Here is a 20,579-nt window from a genome sequence, read left to right on the forward strand (position 1 = left end):
ACTGATCCTGCCACGTTTCGTGACGTGGTGATCGACCGTCAAGCCCTGGAAGCTGCGTTAGCAGGCGAGTGTCCTCCCGTGGAACGCATTAGGTATCTTGCGCTACTTGGCCGGGAGACTGAAGCCTTGGACGAAGGCTTCAAACTACTCCCCCACACACCTGACCGCCGGGAGCTGTTGCTGGTCCTTGCGCAGATCAATCAGCGTCAGTACCGCTGGCACGAGGCCGCCGTGCTCCATGAAAAAGCGCTCAGAACAGTCCGGTCGCCGGAAGAGGAAGCCTACGTTCGCCACCACATCGGCAGGCGGCTTTTCGACGAAGCCCGCTTCCGCGCTGCTGCCGATGAATTCCAGTGGGCAGCGGACCTCTACCGAGTCGCCAGCCAACCTGAACTCGCTGAAGACAACCGCCAGGCCATGCGCCACGCCCTGCAGGTGCACGGTGCAGAGCGAGGCGCGGGACGTTCGGCGTTCGACCTTTCCTGACCCGGAAGGCGGGTAACAAAACGGGGTGGCGCGCTCCGCCGTTAAAGAACAATGGACCCGATAGCAGTCGGGTCCTTGTTCAGCGCGGTACGGTCTTTGGTGCGGATAGAGGGCCATAACCTCGAACTTCACGCTTTGATTCTATGGCCCCGGCTGCATAATCACCATGACCCGCTGTTTCTGGCACAACATTTCCTGAACAGGGAGCGGTGGACACCAACTTGGTTGGTGTCCACCGTCGTTTTGGCATCGTCTTCCTGTAGGTGGAAAGAGTCTGGCCGTTAAGATCGTTCTGTGAATACGAGCCCGCGTTCTCAGAGAACGTCAGCTTGCGAACGCAGGCGTCGACGCGCAGCTAGATTCCATGAAACACAAGAAGGACCGCGCCAATTCTGCGCGGTCCTTCTTGTCTTTGGTCAACTTCGAGTCTTATCTAGTTGTTGCACTCTCTCGAGCTCGCCGACGGCCTACCATCCAAGTGGCGACCCAGAGTAGGAGGACCAGCAGGAGAGTTTCGGTTCCATTCGGGGCAGCACCAAACGCTGCCATGATGTACGGCAGAACGAACACAAGAAATGCCGTTCCCGTAAGTACCCAGATCCAGGTCCACTTATTCATTGCTCCCCCTAAGCTCCACCAACAAGTTTCAGTCACCTTTAGTATGCACACAGGTGCCACGTCGGCAACGTCCGGTCACGAAGTGTCACCCTCGCAGAGTCCACAAGAGAGACTGAGCGGGAATACAGTGCAAACCTCCGGAGTTACTAAGTGCGCACATAACCAAACAGGCACTTTTACAAGGGGGTTCACCACTATGGCCACCGATTACGACGCACCGCGGGCCCTGCCCGAAGAGGAACAGGCTTTGCCTCTGGCAGGGCTGGCACCGGCCAAGGGTGCTGCACGCACGGACACGATCGACCTGGACGAAGGGGAGCTGGCTGACGCCTTCGAACTTCCCGGCGCTGACCTTTCCAGCGAGGAACTTCAGGTTGAGATCGTCCCCATCCAGAATGACGAGTTCACGTGTATGTCCTGCTTCCTGGTCCACCACCGCAGCCAACTCGCACGGGAAACCAACGGGCAGAAGTACTGCACCGAATGTGAAGGCTAGGTAGAGGGGGAATACTAATTCTCGGGAACGTGAAGCCGGGCACTCCACGTGCTGAGTCCGGAATGGCACTTGCGGTGCTTTGCACTAGGAGCTAGTGCGTTACACCAACGGTTCCAATCAGCCTCCACGGCAACTGGGCCCTGAAAAGAAGCAGGAGCTTGACATGTCATTCGAGAAAATCGCGCCTCCGTCCACGGACCCCGTGGAGAAGCGCCGGGAGGCCATGACTGAAATTCTTGCCAGCTGGGATCTCGAAGGGGCGATACCCGATGCCACCGGCCTACAAGTGGTCCGCGAGTATGTCGCGGGGCGGCTGGAGCTCCCCATGGCTCTCGAGATGGTCAGGGAACGCGCGGCCCAGTTGAGGGCGAAAGAGAACCACAGCGCACAATAAATGAAGTCGATGATCCCTGCTGTTGCCCCGGCATCTTAAGAGGGAGGACCAGGGCATCTGCAGCATCGGCGTCGGAGTTGTTCCGCCGTCGTGCCCCTATTGCGAGCCGGTCGCTGACCGGCAGTCAGCTTTCAACGCTGCAGCCCTAATGTAGCCTTAGTAAGTAAGCTGACTATTCTTACAAGCGTGGGGGTGCCTGAATGCCTGATATGGAACTATGGCCAACCAGCCGGCTGCTGTCCACGGCAGCGCGGCTCGTGGAGCTTGCATGGAACGACAAACTACGCCCGCTGGGTCTGACCTATCCTGCGGTACTTACCCTTGACGCCGTTGCCGCGGCAGGGCCTATCACGCCAGGAGACCTGGCAAAAAGCGTCCGGGTGCAAGCCCAAACCATGGGCCCGCTGCTTACCAGGCTTGAATCGCGAGGCTTCATCCGTCGTGAACCCAATCGATTCGACCGACGCAGCCAGCTGATATCCATTACCGACTTGGGGATGACGCTGCTGGAGCAATCGCACCGCCAAGAAAACAATGTGCTCGCAGCCATCAACCTGGACTCCGAGGACCTCCGCGAAGAGCTTCTGGCAATCGTGCGCCACACAAATTTCAACTAAGTGTTAGGTAACCCCGCGTAGACGAAAGCTCGTCTATCTAGCAGTATGGAGTTATCCGCTGATGAAGTCCGGCGTCCCAAAGAGAAATCTCCAACGACCTACCGGGCCGTAGACACTTAGAGTGACGCCCGGACGAGCAAAAGGGCATCATGAGTGAACTTCAAATAGGCGACAGCCTCCCCGTAGACCTCCTGAGTTTCAGGGCAGCAGAGTGCCTCGTATCAACAGGCGCCCCTGAATCCGAGGACGTGTGCGTTCTCGATGCAGGCCACACCGGCCACCATTTGGCTGCAGGCGCAGACATGGTGGTTCGGGCCGTCTGGAGCTAGGACACGCGAACAACAAGTCAAGGGCAAGCGACGCCGTTCGGGTCGCTTGCCCTTTGCTTTTCTTAGGTGCCGCGTTCTCTAAGTTCCGCAGAACGTCCGGTAGGGGCCGAAGCTTTCCGGGGCGGGCTCGGCGTACTTCTCCATGCCCGGGCGTTCCCTGAACGGGTCGGACACGGCCGCCAGCAAGCGCTCCGTAGGGCCTGTGTCCCCCTCGCTTGCGGCGGCAAGGGCTTCCTCCACCAAGTGGTTCCGTGGAATATAGATCGGGTTGACCCTGTCCATGGCTTCGGCATCCGGATTGAGTGCCCGCCAGCGTTCCAACCATGCATCGAAGGCGGCCAGGTCCAGGATCTGCCGACGCGCGGGCTCAGCCTCCCCGCGGGCTGCCTTTCCAAGGCTCCGGAAGAACGAGGTGTAGTCCGCGCGCGCCTCCTGAACCAGCTGAAGGAGGTCATCCACCAAAGGTGAGGCCACGTCGTCGTCAATTTCCTCAGGCAGCCCAAGCTTGGCCTTCATGCCGTTGAACCACGTGGCGCTGTACTCCTGGCGGAATCCATTGAGCGCCTCGACAGCAAGGTGTACCGCTTGCTCCTCATCCTGGTGGATCAGGGCCGCAATCGATTCGGCGAAACGTGCAAGGTTCCACTCCGCCACCACCGGCTGGCTGCGGTAGGCGTAGCGTCCCATCTCATCAATCGAGCTGTACACCGCACCAGGATCGAAACCCTCCATGAAGGCGCACGGACCGTAGTCGATGGTTTCACCGGACACCGTCATGTTGTCCGTGTTCATGACACCGTGCACGAATCCGACCAGCATCCACTGCGCCACAAGTTTCGCCTGCACTGAAATGACGCCCTTGAGGAGTTCCAGGTAGCGGTTTGCTTCATCAGCCGACGACGGGTGGTGGCGTTCGATCGCATGATCAGCAAGCCGGCGCAGCAGATCCATGTCATTGGATGCCCTGGCATATTGGAAACTGCCCACACGCAGGTGACTGCTGGCGACCCTTGTCAGAACGGCCCCCGGCAGCAGAGTCTCCCGCTGAACCTGACGCCCTGTGGCCACCACCGCGAGGGACCGGGTGGTGGGAATGTTCAGGGCATGCATGGACTCACTCACGATGTACTCGCGCATCATGGGACCAATCGCCGCCTGGCCATCACCATTCCGGGCAAACGGGGTGCGCCCCGAACCCTTGAGATGAATGTCGCGAAGCGTCCCGTCTGCACCGGAAACCTCGCCGAGCAAGAGGGCGCGCCCATCCCCCAAACGCGGCGAGTACCAGCCGAACTGGTGGCCGGCGTAGCCCTGGGCCACCGGAGTCGCTTCTTCCGGCATGGCATTGCCGATCAGCAGCCGAACGCCCTCCGGGCTCCGGAGAAAGTCAGGATGAAAACCAAGTTCGACGGCGAGTGGCTGGTTGAGCACCAGCAGCTGCGGATCCGGAGCCTCCTCCGCACGCCATGGAACAGCCAGCTCCGGGAGCTCCCGTGCGAAATGCCCTTCGAAGGCGATGGTGGAACGCGCTACGTCACTCATAACTTAAGGATATAGATCCACTCCTACTCCGGCGTATCCGTCAGCACACTCCGGCAAGCCAGCTGCAACGCAAGCCGCGCTTCCGGGTCTTCCAGATTGATGGCAATGAGCGACTGGATTCGCCTGATGCGGTCGCTGACCGTGTTGCGGTGAACGTTGAGGATGGCTGCTGTTTCCGTCAATGAAGATTCGCAGTCCAAGAAAGTAGTGAGAGTCTTCAAGAGTTCCGGGCCGGACTTGAGCAGCGGAGCAAGGAGCTCGCGTGCAGCGGGCCTGAACGTATCCGTGCGAGTCCAGATCAGCAGTAGTTGGGCCATATCCAGCCTGTCCACGTGAACGAAATATCCCGAGTTTTCCCTGGCCCCGGCGATCCGTGCGGCATCGTTTGCTTCCTCGAGCGAGCTCACGATCCCTTCAGGTTGGGCTTGTAGCCGGCCCACTCCGAATTGCGTTGCAATCGTTGCCGCAAGATCCCGTTGGGCACGGCGCAGCGCACTGCTGACACGGCTGACGTCCGCCGGCCCCGGCTTGGACGGGAAGCTGATCCATCCGGACCAACCGTCCGACTGCTCAACGGTTGTAGCCTGGATCTTTTCGCGCATCAACACACGGTCCAGGTCTGGCTTTCGCGCCACAAGATCCACGGACTCGCGGGTGATCACGCGGAAAGCGATGTGGTAGCCGTCCAAAGTCCAGCCCAATTCGAGTGCTCTCGCCCGGAAGGACGGGGTAACGTCGCCAACGTCATCTATCAGCTGCCCCAGCAAAGCGATACGGTGTCGCGCGTCGCGTTCCCTCTCCAGCCGTTGCCGGGAGAGCAGCTCCGAAACCGCGATCGCCGCTACTTCCAAGGCTGCGCGAATGGCGGACCGCTCTTGATCCAGCGAGGGGCCGGTGACCACCCTGAGCCGCGGACTGTTCTCTTGCTCCCTGTGGACCGGCGTCAGGATTTCCGCCGGTGAACCCGGTGAATCTGTCGTCTCCGGATCGGGTGCGCTGCTCAGAGAGTCAGCGGAAATCAGCTTTCCCGAGGGATCCACCAGCGTCACTTCATGTCCGATCGCCACCCCAATCCGCTGCAGCAGATGACTGAGCGAGCCGTAGGGTGTTCGGCATTCGGATGCCACACGTGAAATCAACATGCCTTGAAGGTGGGCCGCCCCGGAGAGCAGCTCCTGCGCCGCCATGCCGAATTGCCAGGTGTTGCGGACTGTCAGCACCACCATGCCCAAACGCTCGGCGAGCCTTTTCACATTAGGCGGCAACGCGCCGTCGTCGGTTGGCATCTTTACCGTAAGGGTCACGACGCCGGCCGCCGCCGCGAGCGCCAACAGCGCTTCAACGTCCCAGGAGACGCCGGACGGCAGCGGCTCCATAGGCAGCAAAATGCTGCCCTGCAGAACCAGCGGATCGCCGTCGAGGTTGCGACGTTCGCGGACCTGGCGATTGACGTCGGTAAGGGAACCGCTGAGGGCAATCAGCGACGATACGGTCTTATCGCCCTGTTCCCCGACGCTCTCCATTACGCCCGCAGGGAGATGGTTCATGACGGACCACAGCGGGATCGGGGGAATCATTCTGCCGCTCCCGTTCTCCTCGATGATTACCTCCCATAATGCCACCGCCGCGCCACCAACTTTTGGTCGGAGACGCGGCGGCGGGAGTCCGACGGCGGTCAGGCGCGGTAGCGCTCGATTGACTCGGTGTGGTCTTCCAGTGTCCCGTCCCATCTGTGCGAAGGGACGCCGTAGCCGAAGTACTCCGGCCCGGCCAGTTCGAGGCCCTCTGTGGTGTGCCAGCGGGGATCACTCGGCGCGGTCAGAATGCAGACCCGTTGGCCGTAGCGCAGGTTCTCGGTGGTAACCGGTTCTGCGGATTCGGCGTCCACCACGATGATGAGGTCCGGCGTCGTAGTGACCACCGTGCCGTCCTTGGTGGCGAGCAGATGCTCGTTCTGGAAGTGCAGCGAAAGAACGGAGCCGGCATCGGGCCCCATTCCTTCGATCATGGCTTGGCCTTTGGCGAAGCCGCCGGTGGTCTGGCGCTGTAAATCAGCCACCTTGCCCAGATGAACAATGCGACCACTGAGCGTTTCCGCCAACACATCACAGGGGTTGAGGTTGTTGTGTTGCGCGTTGGCAACGGCATCGCCAATGGTGATGGCGAATGACATGGATCCGTCCACGAAACTCTCACGGGCCTGGGCGCCGGTCATTGCGTAGGTGCTGTTGAAGGCGTTGCACCCCATTTCGATTGAAGCCTGCCGGGCAAAGCGCTCCGCCCAGAAAGAGTCAATGGCCTCGATGACAAGCGTGTTTCCCTTCTCATCGGCAAGGGCCATGGGAGTGGCGTGAATTCCGTACAGGGGTGCCATTCCCATCTGTATTTCCGGGAACGCCCGGCCGATCAGGTCGCCGTCGATCAGGGGAATTCCCAGCTGTGCCGCGGCAACGATTGGCAGCATCGAGTTCGATCCGCCGATCTCCAGACATGCCGTGTGAGTGGCGGTCCGGTTCAACGATGCGGCGAGCTTCTGGATGGTCAGGTAGAGGTTCTCCACTGTGTCGAGCTTCTCGACGGCAACCGTTGGGGCACCGATCGCGGCCACGGGAACAATGAAGGCGTCATCTGCCAAGTCCTCGAGGGATACCAGTTCCACGGGACCGAACTCTTGGATGGCTTGCTTTGCCAGGAGGGCGCCGATGTAAGGATCGCCGCCTCCCCCGGTTCCCAGGATGGCCGCGCCGCGAGCCAGCGAGTCAATATCTTCTACAGTGATCCTCTTCAGCTTGCGGCGGTGTGTCACTTGCAAGGTCATTTCACTTTCCTAACGTGAGGTTGCCGGCTGCCTTGACCCGAACGCGCATGGCATTTCCGGGCAGGTAGGGAATGGGAATGGCTTCCTGCTCAACAATCGTCACTGTGTCCGGGTTGGCCCCGGCAGCAACAGCACGGTCCACGGCTTCCTGCCGCGCAGATTCCATGGCTCGCTTTTGGTCGCCGTCGGCGATGGAGGACACGCGGTCCACCTCGCCACTGATCTGCGCGATAGCGGCACCATAGGCGTTGGCGACGTCAAAGTTTGCGGGTCGGTGGATTGTTCCAAGGCCATCCAGTTTGTCTGCCAGCAGGATGGAGCCACCGCCGACGGCGACAACCGGCAAAGGCGCAGACGAGGTCCGGATCCGATCAGCAATGTCGGCGATGGTACGGTCGATCTGTTCCAGGGCTGACCGGACCACAGCGTCACTGATGTGGCTCACCAAAGACGCGTCACCGACGTCGGCCCTTCCGCTCCTGACGGCGATGTCCGTTGCCGTCAGGACAGACCCGCCAAAGACCAGCGACTCGTCGGTGAGACGGTACCCCACAGAATCCGGGCCCACAGTCCCTTGATCGTTCCGCACGCGGGACCCGCCGCCGAGGCCCGCGGAAAGGACATCCGGCATCCGGAAGTTGGTTCGCAGGCCCGCGAGCCGGACATGTGTGCTTGATTCTCGGGGGAAGCCGTTCACCAAAACGCCGACGTCGGTAGTGGTGCCACCGATGTCCACGATCAGGCAATCGGTGAAGCCGGAGAGCGCCGCCGCGCCGCGCATTGAGTTGGTAGGCCCTGAGGCGAAGGTGGCCACCGGGTAGCGGCGCGTGTATTCGATGTCCATGAGGGTGCCGTCGTTCTGGCTGACGTACAGGGGCGCCGTGATGCCCTGCTCCAGGACGGCCTTCGCCAGGCCATCAACAATCCTGTTCGCCATTTCGGCCAGGGAGGCGTTGACGATGGTTGCGTTCTCGCGCTCCAAGAGCCCTACCCTGCCGATTTCGTGCGAGAGGGAAACGGGGAATTCCGGGCCGAGTTCTTCGCGGAGGATGGCCAGGGTGCGCTGCTCGAATTCGTCGTTGACAGGCGAGAAGACGCTGGAAACGGCAACGGAACGGATGCCGTGTGTGGCGATATCCGCAGCGTGCCGCCGAATTTCGTCGGGGTCAAAGGGGCTGATGGCGCGGCCGTCGAACTCGTGACCGCCATGGGCCATGTAGGCGCGGCCCTTGACTGCTTTAGTGAGGGTGTCAGGCCAGTCCGTGAACGGCGGCAGCGAAGCCGTGGCGGGCAGACCCAGACGGATTGCAGCGGTTGGGCTGAGGTCCCGAGCCTCGATGAGGGCGTTGATGAAATGCGTGGTTCCGATCATCACGCCACGGATGTGGGCCGGGCTGAAGCCGTTCAGTTCCTTGAGTGCGGTGAGCACCTGGGTGATGCCGCTGGTGACATCCTTCGTGGTGGGTACTTTGCTGGTGGCGAGCACCTGCCCGCCGTCCAGCAGCACGGCGTCTGTATTGGTGCCGCCGACGTCAATGCCGATTCTCAGGCTACTCATGGTGCAGTTACCGATTCTTCCTTGGTGGTGGGTTCAATGGTTGGTTGGGTGTCGCCGTATGACCGGAGGAGGTTCAGTTTCCCGGCGATGATGTACAGGATGAACGCCGCGGCCAGGGAGTTTAGGGCAGGGAGCCCGAAGGTGGCGTAGTAGCCCAGTGCCGCCGAGATCGTCCAGATAACGAAAGTGGCAGGGATCCAGTTGGGCGATTTGGCTGGCGGAAGTCCTGAGTCGCGGTTTGCTTCCAGGAGGGGCCGCCATTTCTTGACGACGAAGTACTCGGCCATGATGATGCCGGCGACCGGCGGGAAGACGACGCCCAGCACCATGAGGATGTCTATGAACTTGTCCAGGATGCCGATCGCCGCGAACACGCTTCCCATCACACCCAGCAGCAGGGTCACGTGTCCCCGGTTCAGGCGTTTGTTCATGGCGCTGTTGAAGAACGACACGACGCCGAGCCCGGCACTGTAGAGGTTCCAGTCGTTGATCTTGGATGTGCCAAGCACGATGATCAGGATGCCCACCCAGCCCACCGAGGAGAAGATGATCTGTGTGACGTCCGCCGTCTTTACGGCGTGGGCCAGCAGGACTCCGATCATGCCGATGGTGTAGTTGCCGAGCGTCATGCCGACGACGGTCTGCTTGACTACGTCGCCAGCTGTCCGGTTGTAGCGGGTCATGTCGGGTGTAATGACTGCCCCGAGTACTGCGCTTCCAGCAACGATGGTGGTAGCGGTGACGAAATCCAGTGCTGGACCCGGAGGGGCATCGTTGATGAGCTGGCTGATGGAGTGGTTGCTCAGTTCCGCCCACGCCGCCCAGCCGATCAGGATCATGAACAACGGCACCGTGATATTGGCCAACCACTGCATTGATTCGAAGCCCCGGACCACGATCAGCGTGACCACAAGGCCGAAGCCCAGCGACCAAGCCCATGCGGGAACTTCAGGGACAATTTGGTTCAAGCCAGCGCCGGAGATGGCCGATTGGATGCCGAACCAGCCGATGAGGCTGATGCAGATTGCCAACCCAAGAACTGACGCGCCACCGCGGCCGAAGCCAGTCCAGCGGGCAAGCATGGAAGTTGTGAGGCCTTGGCGCATGCCGGCGATGCCGACGAAAATCATGAGTGCTTCCACAATCAGAGCGCCAACGGTGAAGGCCCAGAAGGCGTCCCAAAAGGTCATTCCGAAGCCAAAAGTTGCCCCAAGAAGAAACTGGCTCAGGTCAGAAGTCTGACCAAAGCGTTGGACCGCGATGCCGAACCAGTGCTTCCGCTTCGTTGCGGGAACCCTGGTGATGGAGTAGTCATCGTGCCCTGTGTCGGAGGTGGACATGACATGCATTCCTTTCGAGTGATTCACTTCACAGTATCCGTGGAGCACTCGGGGGTCATTGGGCAATGTGCAGTCCTTGCGGCGCTGGATCATGCAGGTTGCACAGCCCTCTTCGGGCCTTTCGCAGACGGCCATTGCTGTGACAGCTCTGTACCTGTGCATCGAAGGAGTGATTGGATATGGCCATGCCTGCGCCTCCCTCTGTAGCTGTCTGCGGCCCCGCATCCTGGAACCAGCTCATCCTCCTGGATCACCTTCCGGAGTCTGTCCCCCACATGCAGTTCGCCCGCCGTTCGTGGCACACCATCGGAGGGACCTCCGCTGGCAAGGCCCTGCATCTGGCGGGCCTCGGCGTCAATGTGCGGTTGTGTTCGCCTCTTGGAACCGATGCCGAGGGCCAGCGGATCCGCAGCGCCCTTACGGCAGCCGGGGTCGCCGTCGAGCCGTTAGCGTCCGAGCAGACCGAACGCCACCTCAACTTAATGTCCGACGACGGCAAGCGGGTGTCGCTGTACCTTGCAGTTCCGTCCACGCCCACCGAGCACGGACTCAGCATCGCGGCTGAAGCGGTGGCTGCCGCCGACGTCGCCGTCGTTGACCTCAGCGAACTTGGTGCGCTCCTACTGCAACGCCTGGACGCTCAGCAGACGCCCATTTGGGCGGACCTGCACGACTACGACGGATCGTCAGAATTCCATGAGCCATTCCTTCGCGCTGCCACTACGGTGTTCATGAGTGATGACAGCGCAGAGGACCCGTGGGACCTTATGCGCTCCTGCCTGGAACGCGGCCCCCGCTTGGCTGTTTGCACCCTCGGGGCAGACGGCGCCCTCGCGCTGGAGTCTTCCGGGGCACGGCACGAGGTCAGCGCTCTTCCCGCCGATGTTGTTGATACCAATGGTGCCGGTGATGCCTTCATGACCGGCTTCCTCGCCGCGACACTCCGCGGTGCCACCATTGACGGTGCCCTGACGGCAGGCGCGGCTCAGGCCCGCACGGCGGTTGAAAGTGACCATCTGCACCCGAAGCTCTCGGAGCTGCTGAACTAGCTGTGATGCAGCTCGATATCCAGGGTTTCCTTTTCCACGAAGTCCAGCGCACTTCTAACCGCGCCCATGGTCACCACGGAATCACCCAGAGGTGAAACCGCCAGGCGCGGCGGGGTTGCGGTGAATTGGGGCAGCCGTTCAGCAATTGGGTCCAGGAGCGCGCCTGCAGACTTGGCAACTGCACCACCTATCACCACAAGCTCCGGGTTGTGGATGGTAGCGACGGCCCCGATAACCCGTGCCATACGATCGGCAAGTCGATCCAGAATCCGCCGTGCCACAGCGTCACCTTGGCGAGCGGCAGCGAAGACGTGTTCAGCTTCGATGGCCTCTGGAGGATATTCACGGAGTAGCGTTTCGTCATTTCCAGTGAGGGCCTCGGCAGCCCAGGTGCGTGCCATGAGAGCGATCCCAAAGGTGTCCCCCACCCCCTCAACCTGCTTGAGGAACGCCAGCTCGCCGGCGCCTCCGCCGCAACCATGCAGAAGCCGGCCATCGTCGATCACTCCGGAACCAAAGCGCTCACTGGCGAGGATAACCACCACGTCGTCCACCCCCACTGCTGAACCGCGCCAACGCTCGCCCAAGGCCGCCAGGTTTCCGTCGTTTGCCAGCAGTACCGTCCACCCGTGAAGATCCTTCAGCGCCGATTTCAAGCCAACGTCGAGAAGAGCCCAGAAGGGTTGAGTCACCAATACATCGCCGTTACGGCCCACCGGTGCCGCAATTCCGGCACTGACTGCGAGAACCGCATCGGGGGTGACGCCGGCCTTGCGAAGGGCATCACATGCCGTACTGTCAATGGCCGATACACGCTCGCGGGGGCTGATATCGGAGCCCGGAATGCTGTCATCAGCCGTGATCTGAACTCCACGGAACTGCTGGCTCGCCCTGCCCACCATTTCCCCACGAAGGTTGGACACCACCGCCGTGACCTTCGAGACTCCCACGTCCAGGCCAACAACGTACCCTGCGTCCTCATTCAGAACGAACCGTCGGGCGGGACGTCCTTTGAGGTACTCACCAAACTCGCGTTGGTTTTCAAGCTCCGTGATCCAGCCCCGGTCCACGATCTCTTCACATACAGAGATGGCAGTTGCCCGCGCTAGCCCCGTCCCCTCCATGACATCCGAGATTGTCACGATGGTAGAGGCCCTCATGAAGTCCAAGACCGATCTGAGGCTTGCCCGCCTCAGCATCTGCGGCGTGGGCGAGGAGGAAGGGGCGCTCATTGGGTCTTGACCTCTCTGTAGCTCAGGTCACATAATACTTCAGGCACTAAATTTTGAGTCCAAATTAACTTCGGAGACACAATGAATGCAGCCCCGGACCATTCAGGAACCCCCACCTCCAGCGAATCAGCCTTGGACCGCTGGCACACACTATGGGAGCCCGCCGCGCGTCGGTACCAGCCCGTCGTCGAACATCCGACGCCGACTTCTCCTTCCGTAGCCCCCTCATCATCAGAGCCGACAGTACAGCTCTAGCTCGGCCCCTCGTCCTCATCCCCACGCTTTGACCTGTCAAAAACCGGTCCTTCCGCACGCGAGTTTTTTCGTGCCAAAGACGCGCTTTCTCCATTCTGCAAGCGCTTCCAATTTTTACTAAGTTGCTCTTGTTTATTGGCCAAACTCCGCCTACCTTGATGGGAGCCGTCATCGTGACGCGGCCGCCCGTTCCACATGGGCGGCGTCAACCGCTGCCAGGACTCCCGGCCTGCAGCGGCCACCTCATTGAGGAGACTCACCTCTATGCCAGCACACGACGAGGACGTCGCAGTCCGGTTTTCCAGCAATGGGAAACGCTTTCAGTTATTGGCCGCTTTGGTCCTCATGGCCTTCTTCGGCACCCTCTTTTCCTCCACAGCTTCTGCTCCATCGGCCCTCGCCGCAGCTCCCGGGCCCAAAGACGCCACAGCGGTGATGTTCTCCTGGACGTGGAATGCAATCGCTCGCGAATGCACAGAGAACCTCGGGCCAGCCGGATACGGATACGTACAGACATCTCCCCCGCAAGAACACGTTCAAGGCCCGGAATGGTGGACCCATTACCAGCCGGTCAGCTACAAGGTTGAGTCACGGCTGGGCACGCGGGCCGAGTTCAAGCAGATGGTGGACACCTGCCACACCGCGGGTGTGAAAGTGATTGCGGATGCCGTGATCAACCACATGTCCGGGAAGAGCGCCGGGGGAACGGGTTGGGCAGGAACCTCATTCCAGCACTACGACTATCCCGGAAACTACCAAGGGCAGGACTTTCACTCGTGCCGAAGGGACATCGCCAACTACCAAAACCGATGGGAAGTTCAGGAGTGCAATCTGGTCAACCTCTCAGACCTCAACACGTCCTCCCCCTACGTTCAGGGAAGAATTGCCGGATACCTCAACGACCTGGTGGCCTTGGGAGTTGACGGGTTCCGGATTGACGCCGTCAAACATATTGCGGCCAACGACATGCAAGGAATTCTCTCCAGGGTCAATGACCGTGCCCGGCTCTACATAGTCCAGGAAGTTATCCGGGCTAACGAACCGATCCAGCCGGAGGAATACACCAGCAACGGTGATATCCACGAGTTTGCTTTCGCCCGCAAACTTAAAGAGGCCTTCAACGGCGGGAACATCAACTGGCTGATCACAGGTAGTGGCATTGGCTCCAGCTGGGCCGGTTTCCTTCCTCAACAGAACGCCGCGGTCTTCGTCGACAACCATGACACTGAGCGAAATGGTGAAACGCTCACTTATAAGGACGGGGCAAACTACGATCTTGCCCAGATCTTCACACTGGCTTGGAACTACGGGTCCCCGTCGATCCATTCAGGTTATTCCTTCTCCAACAATGAGACAGGACCGGCGGTTGCCTCCAACGGGGAAGTCATGGATCCCGTGTGCGGCCAGAATGGCTGGACGTGCAAGCATGCGCAGACCAACATCGAGAACATGGTGGGCTTCCGCAATACAAGCTATGGTGCGCCGATCGTCAACAAGTGGGATAACGGCTCGAATGCCCTCGCCTTTGGTCGTGGCGACAAAGGTTACGTGGCGATCAACCGTGGCAATGCCATCACCAGGAGCTTCCAGAGCTCCCTTCCCGCTGGCCGCTACTGCAACGTGATTGTGGGACTGCCCACCGCCACTGGCTGCTCGGCGGGCGACGTGGTAACCGTGGACGCATCCGGGACTTTCCAGGCCACTGTCGGCCAAAACGCCTCCCTCGCGTTGCACATCAACGCGAAAGCAGGCGGACAAACAGAACCGGGGGCAAGCAACCTCAAGGTGTATTACTCCACGGCCAAGGGCTGGAGTGACTACAAGATGCACTACCGGGTAGGCACAGGCTCATGGACAACTGCACCGGGCGTAACCATGACCGCCGCCTGCACTGGCTGGGTTGCCTACACCATCCCCTCCGGCTCAACCGGGGCAACGGCCGCGTTCAACAACGGAAGCGGCGTTTGGGACAACAACAACACCAACAACTATGCATTGAACGGTGGGATCGCAGCGGTGAATGGCAGCGTGGTTAGTCATGCCGATCCATGCAGCGGTGCATCTACCCCTGAGCCGACAGACACCGCAGTTCTGTTCTACTCGACCAACAAGAATTGGTCCGCCTATAACGCCCACTATCGGGTGGGCACCGGAGCGTGGACCACTGCGCCTGGCGTAGCCATGGCTGCCTCATGCCCTGGTTGGGTGACCACTTCCGTCCCCCTCAATGGAGCTTCCGGACTTACCGCAGCCTTCAACAATGGGGCCGGAACATGGGACAACAACGGAACAAACAACTACACCGCTGTTCCTGGCTACCAGCAGGTGAAAGACGGCATCGTCAGCCAAGGAAACCCTTGCGCCTGACGCACTAAGACCTCACGGGATGGGGCCTTCCGATCCCGTGAGCCGGGAAGGAGGCGGCGCCGGGTTCCGGCGTCGCCTCCGCTAACCAGACAGAGACCACTCGGCCATGAGGTCAACAGCCCTGGTGAAGGTGTCCAAGCGTGGTCGGTTCAGGAAGGCGTGTCGGGTACCTGGTAGCGTGTGCTGCTCGACGTCGGCTCCCGCACTTAGCAGTTCGGCACCGAATCGGTCACCCGATGCACGCATGGCGTCGCGTTCTGCATTGATCATCAGCGTCGGAGGGAAGCCGTCCAGCTCATGGCCTCCCGGGAACGCATAACGGTCATTCAGCGCCGCCCGTGTGCCCGCGTAGTTGCGGTTCACGGCGTTCAGGACCAACCGGGAGTGTGTCAGTCGGCGGTGATCACGAACCCGTCGTTGGATCTCGCGGGACGCAAGGTGGGAGGAGTGAAAGAAGCCGTAGGCAAGGATTACACCCTTAGGTGCTGAGCCGATGTCGAGAGCTTGGAGTGCTGCTGCGGCTGCAAGGCACGCCCCTGCGCTGGCACCACCGAGAATTACCCGTCCTGCAGACTGGCTGCTGACACTTCGAAACCCTGTCAGAAGGTCTTCCACGGGAGGGGAAACCGTCCCCGGGGCAGCACGTCTCCTCTGCGGATCCAAGAGAGCCCGGAACCGGAGCAAGACGATAATCAACCGTGACCACCGGCAGCCCTCGACCCTAGCGTCAACCGCGCTCAAGGACGCACTCGCTCATGGGCGTTCACGTTCGGCGCAAACCTAGGGCCTCTGCTCCCTCCCTTTGTCCGGTAGCGGTGGCCGGCTCAGAGACACTTGTTCGTCGTAGGGCGCGCGGGGCAGGGCAGGCAGTTCGTCGATGAGTTCATTTGCCGCGTGCGCCAGCAGATCCCTCTGCAGGGCAGGCAGGGAGTGGAGCGACTGAAGGTAGGCATCCACCTCGTATTCGCCAACCATCCCGCCAATGGAAAAGTAGCGCAGCCACAGATCCTCCTCGGGGATACCGGCGCTCGCCAAGGCTTTGCGTAGACCCTTGAGCTGGAGTTGTTCTTGAAGAGGTAATCCCTCGCAACGTTTCCGCTCAGGTCGCGTCATAAGAGTCCTCATTCCTCCCGCCGCTGAGGATCTCGGCGCTGACGGAAGCCAGGGACTGCTTCGACGCTTGGGACATGTTCAGCAGTTCCCGGACCGCATCCTCCTCGGTCATTCCCCGTTGGCCCATGAGGTACCCCTGTGCACGGCTGATGGCGTCCCGACTGATCAGCGCCTCGACCAGACCTTCACTGAAGCGCTTCGGTGTGTCAGAGCTCTGAATGTTGTCCAAGAGGATGGCGGCAGAGGCCGCAAGCTTCTCCAAGGGACGCGCCGTCGTCAGGTTGTAGGCGTCAGGGGCGGCCGCATAGAGCTTCATGGCTCCAAGACATTTGGTTCCGCGTATTAAGGGGACGCTGATGACTGAGGCAATCTGGAGTTCCCGCGCGGACTCGGTCCACAAAGGCCAACGATCATCTGCCTCTGCGTTGCCAACGATGACAGTGCGCTCGGTTGCCCACGCGGTCAGGCACGGCCCCTCCCCTAGGCGGTACTGCGACTGGTCACCCTGGATAACCAGGGGATCCGTTGCCCCCGCACTGGTTCGGTTGCCCTGCTCATCAATGAGGGATACTCCGGCTCCGGCACTGCCCGGAAAGGCATCGCGGACCCCTTCGGCAAGCAGCTGCACGGCCCGATCTACCTTTTCCTCTGTCAGGAGTAAGCCCTTGATCCGGGCCAGAGTAAGGGTCAGTTCGTCGAGGGGAAGTTGCTGGGACATGATGAAAAAATGACCTTCCGCGGGATGCGAATCCCGCCGATAACTCCAGGCCGCTTGCTGGACCTGATTCATTCTCAGAATAGGCACAGCGGGATTCGCTTCTCAACGGACGCGCCACCGATGAGCGGAAAATGGCTACGTCCTCACGAAGGAACAGCACTAAAATTGAAGCCAGAGGGTATGGCGATGTCTCTGGCTTTGGTAATTGCCCTGGTCCTGATGGGCATGATCTGCCTGGCCGCTGCGATAGGCGCAGTGGTCTTGGTAATCCGCGACGGCCGCGGGGAAATTCCGTTGGAGCCACCCGTCCGGCCATGGGTTGCAGGAACACTTCCGAGTCGCCCATACTCCACACTGCCGCGCATTTAACACGCACGCGCCACAAACCTACACCACGGCGACTCAAGGGTGGATGTGGCGCCGCAAAGCCTCCAGGGTGGTCTCCGGCGAGGTGTTGAAGCAGAACGGGATGCCGGGCGACTCTGCGCTACAAGTGTTGATCACCCGCTCGAAGAGTTCCGTGTAATCCGGGACCATCCTGATGCCACCGCCGACCATCACCAGACCAAAACGATCACGCGAGAACGCTGCACGGATCTCCGATTCGGCCTCGTCCGGTGAAGTTCCAATGAGGCAGGACACGGCATCAAAGCCGGCGGCGATGGTCGCCCCGAAGCCGGCCTCGATCCGCTCGGTCATGATGGCTTCATCGAGTCCGGGAGGGAGCTTGCTGTAGTCGAGCGCGCTGGCGTGGATGCCGATCATCAGGATTCGAGTCATGCCGCTCACTGTGCCATGCGGCGTTTCTGTCTTCAATAACGGTGACATGAGATCATCGACCTCAGACGATTCATCCACCAAGAAGCCCCACCCGGTTAATCCGGCTGGGGCTTCTTCTTTGTCGGCCTCAACTGGCTACGCGACGTCCTTGCTGCGCCTGCGGGATGGCGTTGGAATACTGAACTCTTCCTCCCAATCGAGCCATGTCCACCTTGAAACTGTTCCTGGCCGGGGCAGAGACCGGCTTCGCAACCGGGGGCAGCTTCATTTCAGAAAGGCGCTTCACGGTAGGTGAGGTCTCCCGGTTCAGTTGCTGGTCGAGTGTGACCTTGAGACGTGCCGCGAGAATCTCGCGGCGCAACTTCTTGAACACCTGTTCTTTGCGTGCTCGGTTTCTATCTATCTGCGGAGCCATCTACCTCCCCTCGCTCGTTCCGGGATTGCAGTCGTAGACCGCATAGACTGTTTCGCCCTGCAGGAGACCTGCCCTGATTTGCTCGAGTTGCTCGGGCTTATCGTGAATGACGTTGCTCAAAGTTTTGCCTTCCCGCGTCAGTCGCGAAGGGGAACGCCCTTGGCGTCCCTCCTGAAGTACTCAGCACCGGCAAGGATCATAATGCCCTCCACGAGGCCCCAAAGACCCACCAATCCGAACGTGAAGATGCCCAGCACTACCGTGAGAACCAGCTGGATGACACCAATGGTGGTGTAGCCCAGGTAGAAGCGGTGGATGCCGAGGCCGCCCAGGAAGATTCCCAAAAGGCCGGCAGCGATCTTCGACTTCGGCTGCGGGTAACCGTAAGCCATGTTGGGCTGAGGCGGCTGCGCCCGGTACTGCGGTTGCTGGGGCACCTGCGGTTGCGCGTAGTACTGAGGCTGAGGCGGCTGGGCCCCGTACTGCGGCTGTGGAGGCTGCGGTTGCTGGGGCACCTGCGGTTGCGCGTACTGCGGCGGCTGAGCGGAATAATCCGGCTGCTGCGGAGCCGGAGGCTGGTTGACCTCCGGAGTATCCGGATTGTTGTCGGGGTGCGGCTGTGTCATGGGGATGCCTTTCGGAGAATGTTGATCCAGCCCAAGGTGGTGGGCATCCACAGTCTTCAACAAGATCCCCAACATCCATGTGCCGATCATCAGTCTGACGGACGTAGCCCCGCCACGCCACAACTAAACCATGTTCTTTATCTGCCGGTCCCCGCGGGTAGCATCCGAGAGAATGCGCTGCTCAGAGCGCACACAATCGAATATGGGGAACCCAGATGCCCAAGGCACTTTCGTGGTTGGCGGCACTTTCGCTGACCGCGTCGGCGGCTGTCTTTATGCCGCAAACCGCTATGGCCGCAGAAACGGCCAGCGTTTCAACACTTTTCTCGTCCTTATCCGTCACCACTGAAACTAATACCGGCTACGACCGCGATCTCTTTCAGCATTGGATAGATGCCGACGGCGACGGCTGCGACACACGCTCCGAGGTGCTCCAACTGGAGTCATTGTCGCCGGTGACGTTCGGCTCGGGCTGCACCGTAGCCACAGGGCAGTGGACCTCCTGGTACGACGGCGGCACCTGGACTGTTGCGTCCGACGTCGACATCGACCACATGGTTCCCCTGGCGGAAGCCTGGGGTTCCGGCGCGAGCGCCTGGACGGCCGAGCAGCGGCGCGACTACGCCAACGACCTCACCTTGGACGTGGCCCTAGAAGCCGTGACAGACAACGTGAACCAGTCCAAGAGCGACCGCGATCCAGCAGAATGGATGCCGCCGCTGGCCGGAACCGCCTGCGAATACGTCACGGACTGGGTGCTGGTGAAATACCGCTGGCAGTTGACCGTTGATGCAGCTGAATCCGCAGCAATTTCCTCCACCTTGCAGGGTGGTTGCGGCACCAGCATGGTCCCGGTACCAACCATCGCTGTTGAATCCACCCCAGTTGATCCTGGGCCCATCACTTTCAGTGATGTGAACGGGTCCACCCAATTCAATGTGGAAATTTCATGGCTCGCTTCCCAAGGCATTTCCACTGGTTGGGTGGAAGCCGACGGCAGCCGGACCTATCGGCCGCTGAATGCCGTAAACCGCGACGCCATGGCGGCCTTCCTGTATCGCCTCGCCGGCAAACCTGCCTTCACTCCCCCGGCGACGTCGCCCTTCACCGACATCACGCCGTCGAGCCAGTTCTACAAGGAAATAACGTGGCTCGCGGCAAGCGGCATCTCCACAGGATGGACGGAGCAGGACGGTTCCAAGACCTACCGTCCACTTAGCCCGGTCAACCGTGACGCCATGGCGGCCTTCCTCTACCGGTTCGGGGGCAATCCCGCGTTCTCGGCGCCGAGCACCTCACCATTCGTGGACGTCCAGGTCGGAAGCCAGTTCTACCAACAGATCACGTGGCTGGCATCGCAGGGCATCTCCACTGGTTGGGACATTGGCTACGGCTGCCGCGCGTACAACCCGGTCCAGCCGGTGGCCCGTGACGCCATGGCCGCGTTCATGTACCGCTTCGTCAATGGAGGCACCGGCGGAATCACGGGGAACAACTGTTCCCCTCCTCCGCCGGCCAACCCTGGTGACACCAAGAACTGCACGAGTTTCAGTACTTGGCAGGCCGCCCAAGCCTGGTTCGACACCTACTACCCGTGGTACGGGGACGTCGCGCGACTGGACTCCGACGGCGACCGCATCGCCTGCGAGTCCCTGCCCGGCCACCCGTAACAGAATGACGACGGCGGGTCCCGGCTTTTGATGCCAGGACCCGCCGTGCACTACACAAACGGGCAGTAATTCCCATCCATTTATGGCGTTCCAGCTGTCCGTTCAGGGCGCCATGCTAGATCTATGCCCCCTCTTGAGCTTGGATCAGACTCCTGG

General features: G+C 60.8%; 21 protein-coding genes and 1 pseudogene. 10 read left to right on the forward strand and 12 right to left on the reverse strand.

Translation table 11 applies throughout. The annotated features are described in order from the left end of the window. Window positions 1-78: 78 nt before the first annotated feature. From AC6CH8_RS21970 to AC6CH8_RS21990, 5 genes are all read left to right on the forward strand, one after another. Entirely contained in the window at window positions 79-486 is a 408-nt protein-coding gene (locus AC6CH8_RS21970; RefSeq protein WP_498192355.1) for a hypothetical protein, read from the forward strand. A gap of 814 nt (window positions 487-1,300) precedes the next feature. Further along, window positions 1,301-1,600 carry a DUF4193 domain-containing protein gene (locus AC6CH8_RS21975; RefSeq protein WP_498192356.1) on the forward strand — a complete coding sequence of 100 codons (300 nt, stop codon included), beginning with the start codon at window positions 1,301-1,303 and terminating at the stop codon, window positions 1,598-1,600. A gap of 163 nt (window positions 1,601-1,763) precedes the next feature. Further along, a complete protein-coding gene (locus tag AC6CH8_RS21980) occupies window positions 1,764-1,994 on the forward strand; it encodes an antitoxin VbhA family protein (protein WP_498192357.1) in 231 nt (76 codons plus the stop codon). Between the two features lie 200 nt (window positions 1,995-2,194). Beyond that, window positions 2,195-2,611, forward strand: a complete 417-nt coding sequence (locus AC6CH8_RS21985) for a MarR family winged helix-turn-helix transcriptional regulator (RefSeq protein ID WP_498192358.1) — start codon at window positions 2,195-2,197, stop codon at window positions 2,609-2,611. 149 nt (window positions 2,612-2,760) lie between these two features. Beyond that, entirely contained in the window at window positions 2,761-2,940 is a 180-nt protein-coding gene (locus AC6CH8_RS21990) for a hypothetical protein (RefSeq protein WP_498192359.1), read from the forward strand. 78 nt (window positions 2,941-3,018) lie between these two features. On the opposite strand, the gene AC6CH8_RS21995 is transcribed toward AC6CH8_RS21990, so the two are convergent. The 5 genes from AC6CH8_RS21995 to AC6CH8_RS22015 all read right to left on the reverse strand — a co-directional run bounded on the left by AC6CH8_RS21995 (window position 3,019) and on the right by AC6CH8_RS22015 (window position 10,198). After that, window positions 3,019-4,482, reverse strand: a complete 1,464-nt coding sequence (locus AC6CH8_RS21995) for a protein adenylyltransferase SelO (protein WP_498192360.1) — start codon at window positions 4,480-4,482, stop codon at window positions 3,019-3,021. Between the two features lie 23 nt (window positions 4,483-4,505). Continuing rightward, on the reverse strand, window positions 4,506-6,059 hold the full coding sequence (locus tag AC6CH8_RS22000) for a PucR family transcriptional regulator (protein WP_498192361.1): 1,554 nt from the start codon (window positions 6,057-6,059) through the stop codon (window positions 4,506-4,508). 98 nt (window positions 6,060-6,157) lie between these two features. Beyond that, window positions 6,158-7,300: an S-methyl thiohydantoin desulfurase family protein gene (locus tag AC6CH8_RS22005; protein WP_498192362.1), complete on the reverse strand. Its 1,143-nt coding sequence runs from the start codon at window positions 7,298-7,300 to the stop codon at window positions 6,158-6,160. A gap of 1 nt (window position 7,301) precedes the next feature. Next, window positions 7,302-8,858 carry a hydantoinase/oxoprolinase N-terminal domain-containing protein gene (locus AC6CH8_RS22010; protein WP_498192363.1) on the reverse strand — a complete coding sequence of 519 codons (1,557 nt, stop codon included), beginning with the start codon at window positions 8,856-8,858 and terminating at the stop codon, window positions 7,302-7,304. Then, window positions 8,855-10,198: a purine-cytosine permease family protein gene (locus AC6CH8_RS22015; RefSeq protein ID WP_498192364.1), complete on the reverse strand. Its 1,344-nt coding sequence runs from the start codon at window positions 10,196-10,198 to the stop codon at window positions 8,855-8,857. The genes AC6CH8_RS22010 and AC6CH8_RS22015 overlap by 4 nt, the downstream gene beginning before the upstream one ends. Window positions 10,199-10,383: 185 nt before the next feature. On the opposite strand from AC6CH8_RS22015, the gene AC6CH8_RS22020 reads away from it, so the two are divergent. Further along, window positions 10,384-11,247, forward strand: coding sequence for a carbohydrate kinase family protein (locus tag AC6CH8_RS22020; RefSeq protein ID WP_498192365.1), 864 nt, complete (start codon window positions 10,384-10,386; stop codon window positions 11,245-11,247). Here the strand turns inward: AC6CH8_RS22020 and AC6CH8_RS22025 are convergent. Next, window positions 11,244-12,479 (reverse strand): ROK family protein, encoded by a 1,236-nt coding sequence (locus tag AC6CH8_RS22025; RefSeq protein ID WP_498192366.1) that lies wholly within the window; start codon window positions 12,477-12,479, stop codon window positions 11,244-11,246. The two genes, AC6CH8_RS22020 and AC6CH8_RS22025, sit on opposite strands and share 4 nt — an antisense overlap. Window positions 12,480-12,998: 519 nt before the next feature. Between AC6CH8_RS22025 and AC6CH8_RS22030 the strand changes: the two genes are divergently transcribed. Next, window positions 12,999-15,101, forward strand: a complete 2,103-nt coding sequence (locus tag AC6CH8_RS22030) for a carbohydrate binding domain-containing protein (RefSeq protein ID WP_498192367.1) — start codon at window positions 12,999-13,001, stop codon at window positions 15,099-15,101. Window positions 15,102-15,182: 81 nt separating this feature from the next. Here AC6CH8_RS22030 and AC6CH8_RS22035 read toward each other — a convergent pair whose 3' ends face one another. The 3 genes from AC6CH8_RS22035 to AC6CH8_RS22045 all read right to left on the reverse strand — a co-directional run bounded on the left by AC6CH8_RS22035 (window position 15,183) and on the right by AC6CH8_RS22045 (window position 16,932). Next, a complete protein-coding gene (locus AC6CH8_RS22035) occupies window positions 15,183-15,716 on the reverse strand; it encodes an alpha/beta hydrolase (protein WP_429330375.1) in 534 nt (177 codons plus the stop codon). Between the two features lie 165 nt (window positions 15,717-15,881). Next, window positions 15,882-16,214, reverse strand: coding sequence for a hypothetical protein (locus AC6CH8_RS22040; RefSeq protein WP_420178829.1), 333 nt, complete (start codon window positions 16,212-16,214; stop codon window positions 15,882-15,884). After that, window positions 16,201-16,932 (reverse strand): GAF and ANTAR domain-containing protein, encoded by a 732-nt coding sequence (locus tag AC6CH8_RS22045; RefSeq protein WP_420178830.1) that lies wholly within the window; start codon window positions 16,930-16,932, stop codon window positions 16,201-16,203. The genes AC6CH8_RS22040 and AC6CH8_RS22045 overlap by 14 nt, the downstream gene beginning before the upstream one ends. Before the next feature lie 180 nt (window positions 16,933-17,112). Between AC6CH8_RS22045 and AC6CH8_RS22050 the strand changes: the two genes are divergently transcribed. Beyond that, complete coding sequence (locus AC6CH8_RS22050; protein ID WP_420178831.1) at window positions 17,113-17,301, forward strand: hypothetical protein; 189 nt, start codon at window positions 17,113-17,115, stop codon at window positions 17,299-17,301. A gap of 33 nt (window positions 17,302-17,334) precedes the next feature. Here the strand turns inward: AC6CH8_RS22050 and AC6CH8_RS22055 are convergent, their stop codons facing one another. The 3 genes from AC6CH8_RS22055 to AC6CH8_RS22065 form a co-directional block, all read right to left on the reverse strand. Next, window positions 17,335-17,712 (reverse strand): hypothetical protein, encoded by a 378-nt coding sequence (locus tag AC6CH8_RS22055; RefSeq protein WP_054809290.1) that lies wholly within the window; start codon window positions 17,710-17,712, stop codon window positions 17,335-17,337. A 127-nt stretch (window positions 17,713-17,839) separates the two neighbouring features. Continuing rightward, entirely contained in the window at window positions 17,840-18,127 is a 288-nt protein-coding gene (locus AC6CH8_RS22060) for a hypothetical protein (RefSeq protein ID WP_498192368.1), read from the reverse strand. Window positions 18,128-18,264: 137 nt separating this feature from the next. Continuing rightward, window positions 18,265-18,753 carry a TM2 domain-containing protein gene (locus tag AC6CH8_RS22065; RefSeq protein ID WP_498192369.1) on the reverse strand — a complete coding sequence of 163 codons (489 nt, stop codon included), beginning with the start codon at window positions 18,751-18,753 and terminating at the stop codon, window positions 18,265-18,267. A 290-nt stretch (window positions 18,754-19,043) separates the two neighbouring features. Here AC6CH8_RS22065 and AC6CH8_RS22070 point away from each other — a divergent pair. Together AC6CH8_RS22070 and AC6CH8_RS22075 are read left to right on the forward strand one after the other, a co-directional pair. Then, window positions 19,044-19,553 (forward strand): annotated as a pseudogene (locus AC6CH8_RS22070) (HNH endonuclease family protein); the annotation flags it as partial. Window positions 19,554-19,793: 240 nt separating this feature from the next. After that, window positions 19,794-20,423, forward strand: coding sequence for an S-layer homology domain-containing protein (locus AC6CH8_RS22075; protein WP_498192371.1), 630 nt, complete (start codon window positions 19,794-19,796; stop codon window positions 20,421-20,423). Window positions 20,424-20,579: the final 156 nt, after the last annotated feature.

The sequence above is a fragment of the Paenarthrobacter sp. GQ52 genome, assembly GCF_059759005.1.

Bases quoted from the DNA above. Each gene is read 5' to 3' on its own strand.
- AC6CH8_RS21975 (WP_498192356.1), top strand. From the start codon at position 1,301: ATGGCCACCGATTACGACGCACCGCGGGCCCTGCCCGAAGAGGAACAG.
- AC6CH8_RS21980 (WP_498192357.1), top strand. From the start codon at position 1,764: ATGTCATTCGAGAAAATCGCGCCTCCGTCCACGGACCCCGTGGAGAAG.
- AC6CH8_RS21985 (WP_498192358.1), top strand. From the start codon at position 2,195: ATGCCTGATATGGAACTATGGCCAACCAGCCGGCTGCTGTCCACGGCA.
- AC6CH8_RS21990 (WP_498192359.1), top strand. From the start codon at position 2,761: ATGAGTGAACTTCAAATAGGCGACAGCCTCCCCGTAGACCTCCTGAGT.
- AC6CH8_RS21995 (WP_498192360.1), bottom strand. From the start codon at position 4,482: ATGAGTGACGTAGCGCGTTCCACCATCGCCTTCGAAGGGCATTTCGCA.
- AC6CH8_RS22000 (WP_498192361.1), bottom strand. From the start codon at position 6,059: ATGATTCCCCCGATCCCGCTGTGGTCCGTCATGAACCATCTCCCTGCG.
- AC6CH8_RS22005 (WP_498192362.1), bottom strand. From the start codon at position 7,300: ATGACCTTGCAAGTGACACACCGCCGCAAGCTGAAGAGGATCACTGTA.
- AC6CH8_RS22010 (WP_498192363.1), bottom strand. From the start codon at position 8,858: ATGAGTAGCCTGAGAATCGGCATTGACGTCGGCGGCACCAATACAGAC.
- AC6CH8_RS22015 (WP_498192364.1), bottom strand. From the start codon at position 10,198: ATGTCCACCTCCGACACAGGGCACGATGACTACTCCATCACCAGGGTT.
- AC6CH8_RS22020 (WP_498192365.1), top strand. From the start codon at position 10,384: ATGCCTGCGCCTCCCTCTGTAGCTGTCTGCGGCCCCGCATCCTGGAAC.
- AC6CH8_RS22025 (WP_498192366.1), bottom strand. From the start codon at position 12,479: ATGAGCGCCCCTTCCTCCTCGCCCACGCCGCAGATGCTGAGGCGGGCA.
- AC6CH8_RS22030 (WP_498192367.1), top strand. From the start codon at position 12,999: ATGCCAGCACACGACGAGGACGTCGCAGTCCGGTTTTCCAGCAATGGG.
- AC6CH8_RS22040 (WP_420178829.1), bottom strand. From the start codon at position 16,214: ATGACGCGACCTGAGCGGAAACGTTGCGAGGGATTACCTCTTCAAGAA.
- AC6CH8_RS22045 (WP_420178830.1), bottom strand. From the start codon at position 16,932: ATGTCCCAGCAACTTCCCCTCGACGAACTGACCCTTACTCTGGCCCGG.
- AC6CH8_RS22050 (WP_420178831.1), top strand. From the start codon at position 17,113: ATGGCGATGTCTCTGGCTTTGGTAATTGCCCTGGTCCTGATGGGCATG.
- AC6CH8_RS22055 (WP_054809290.1), bottom strand. From the start codon at position 17,712: ATGACTCGAATCCTGATGATCGGCATCCACGCCAGCGCGCTCGACTAC.
- AC6CH8_RS22060 (WP_498192368.1), bottom strand. From the start codon at position 18,127: ATGGCTCCGCAGATAGATAGAAACCGAGCACGCAAAGAACAGGTGTTC.
- AC6CH8_RS22065 (WP_498192369.1), bottom strand. From the start codon at position 18,753: ATGACACAGCCGCACCCCGACAACAATCCGGATACTCCGGAGGTCAAC.
- AC6CH8_RS22075 (WP_498192371.1), top strand. From the start codon at position 19,794: ATGGCGGCCTTCCTGTATCGCCTCGCCGGCAAACCTGCCTTCACTCCC.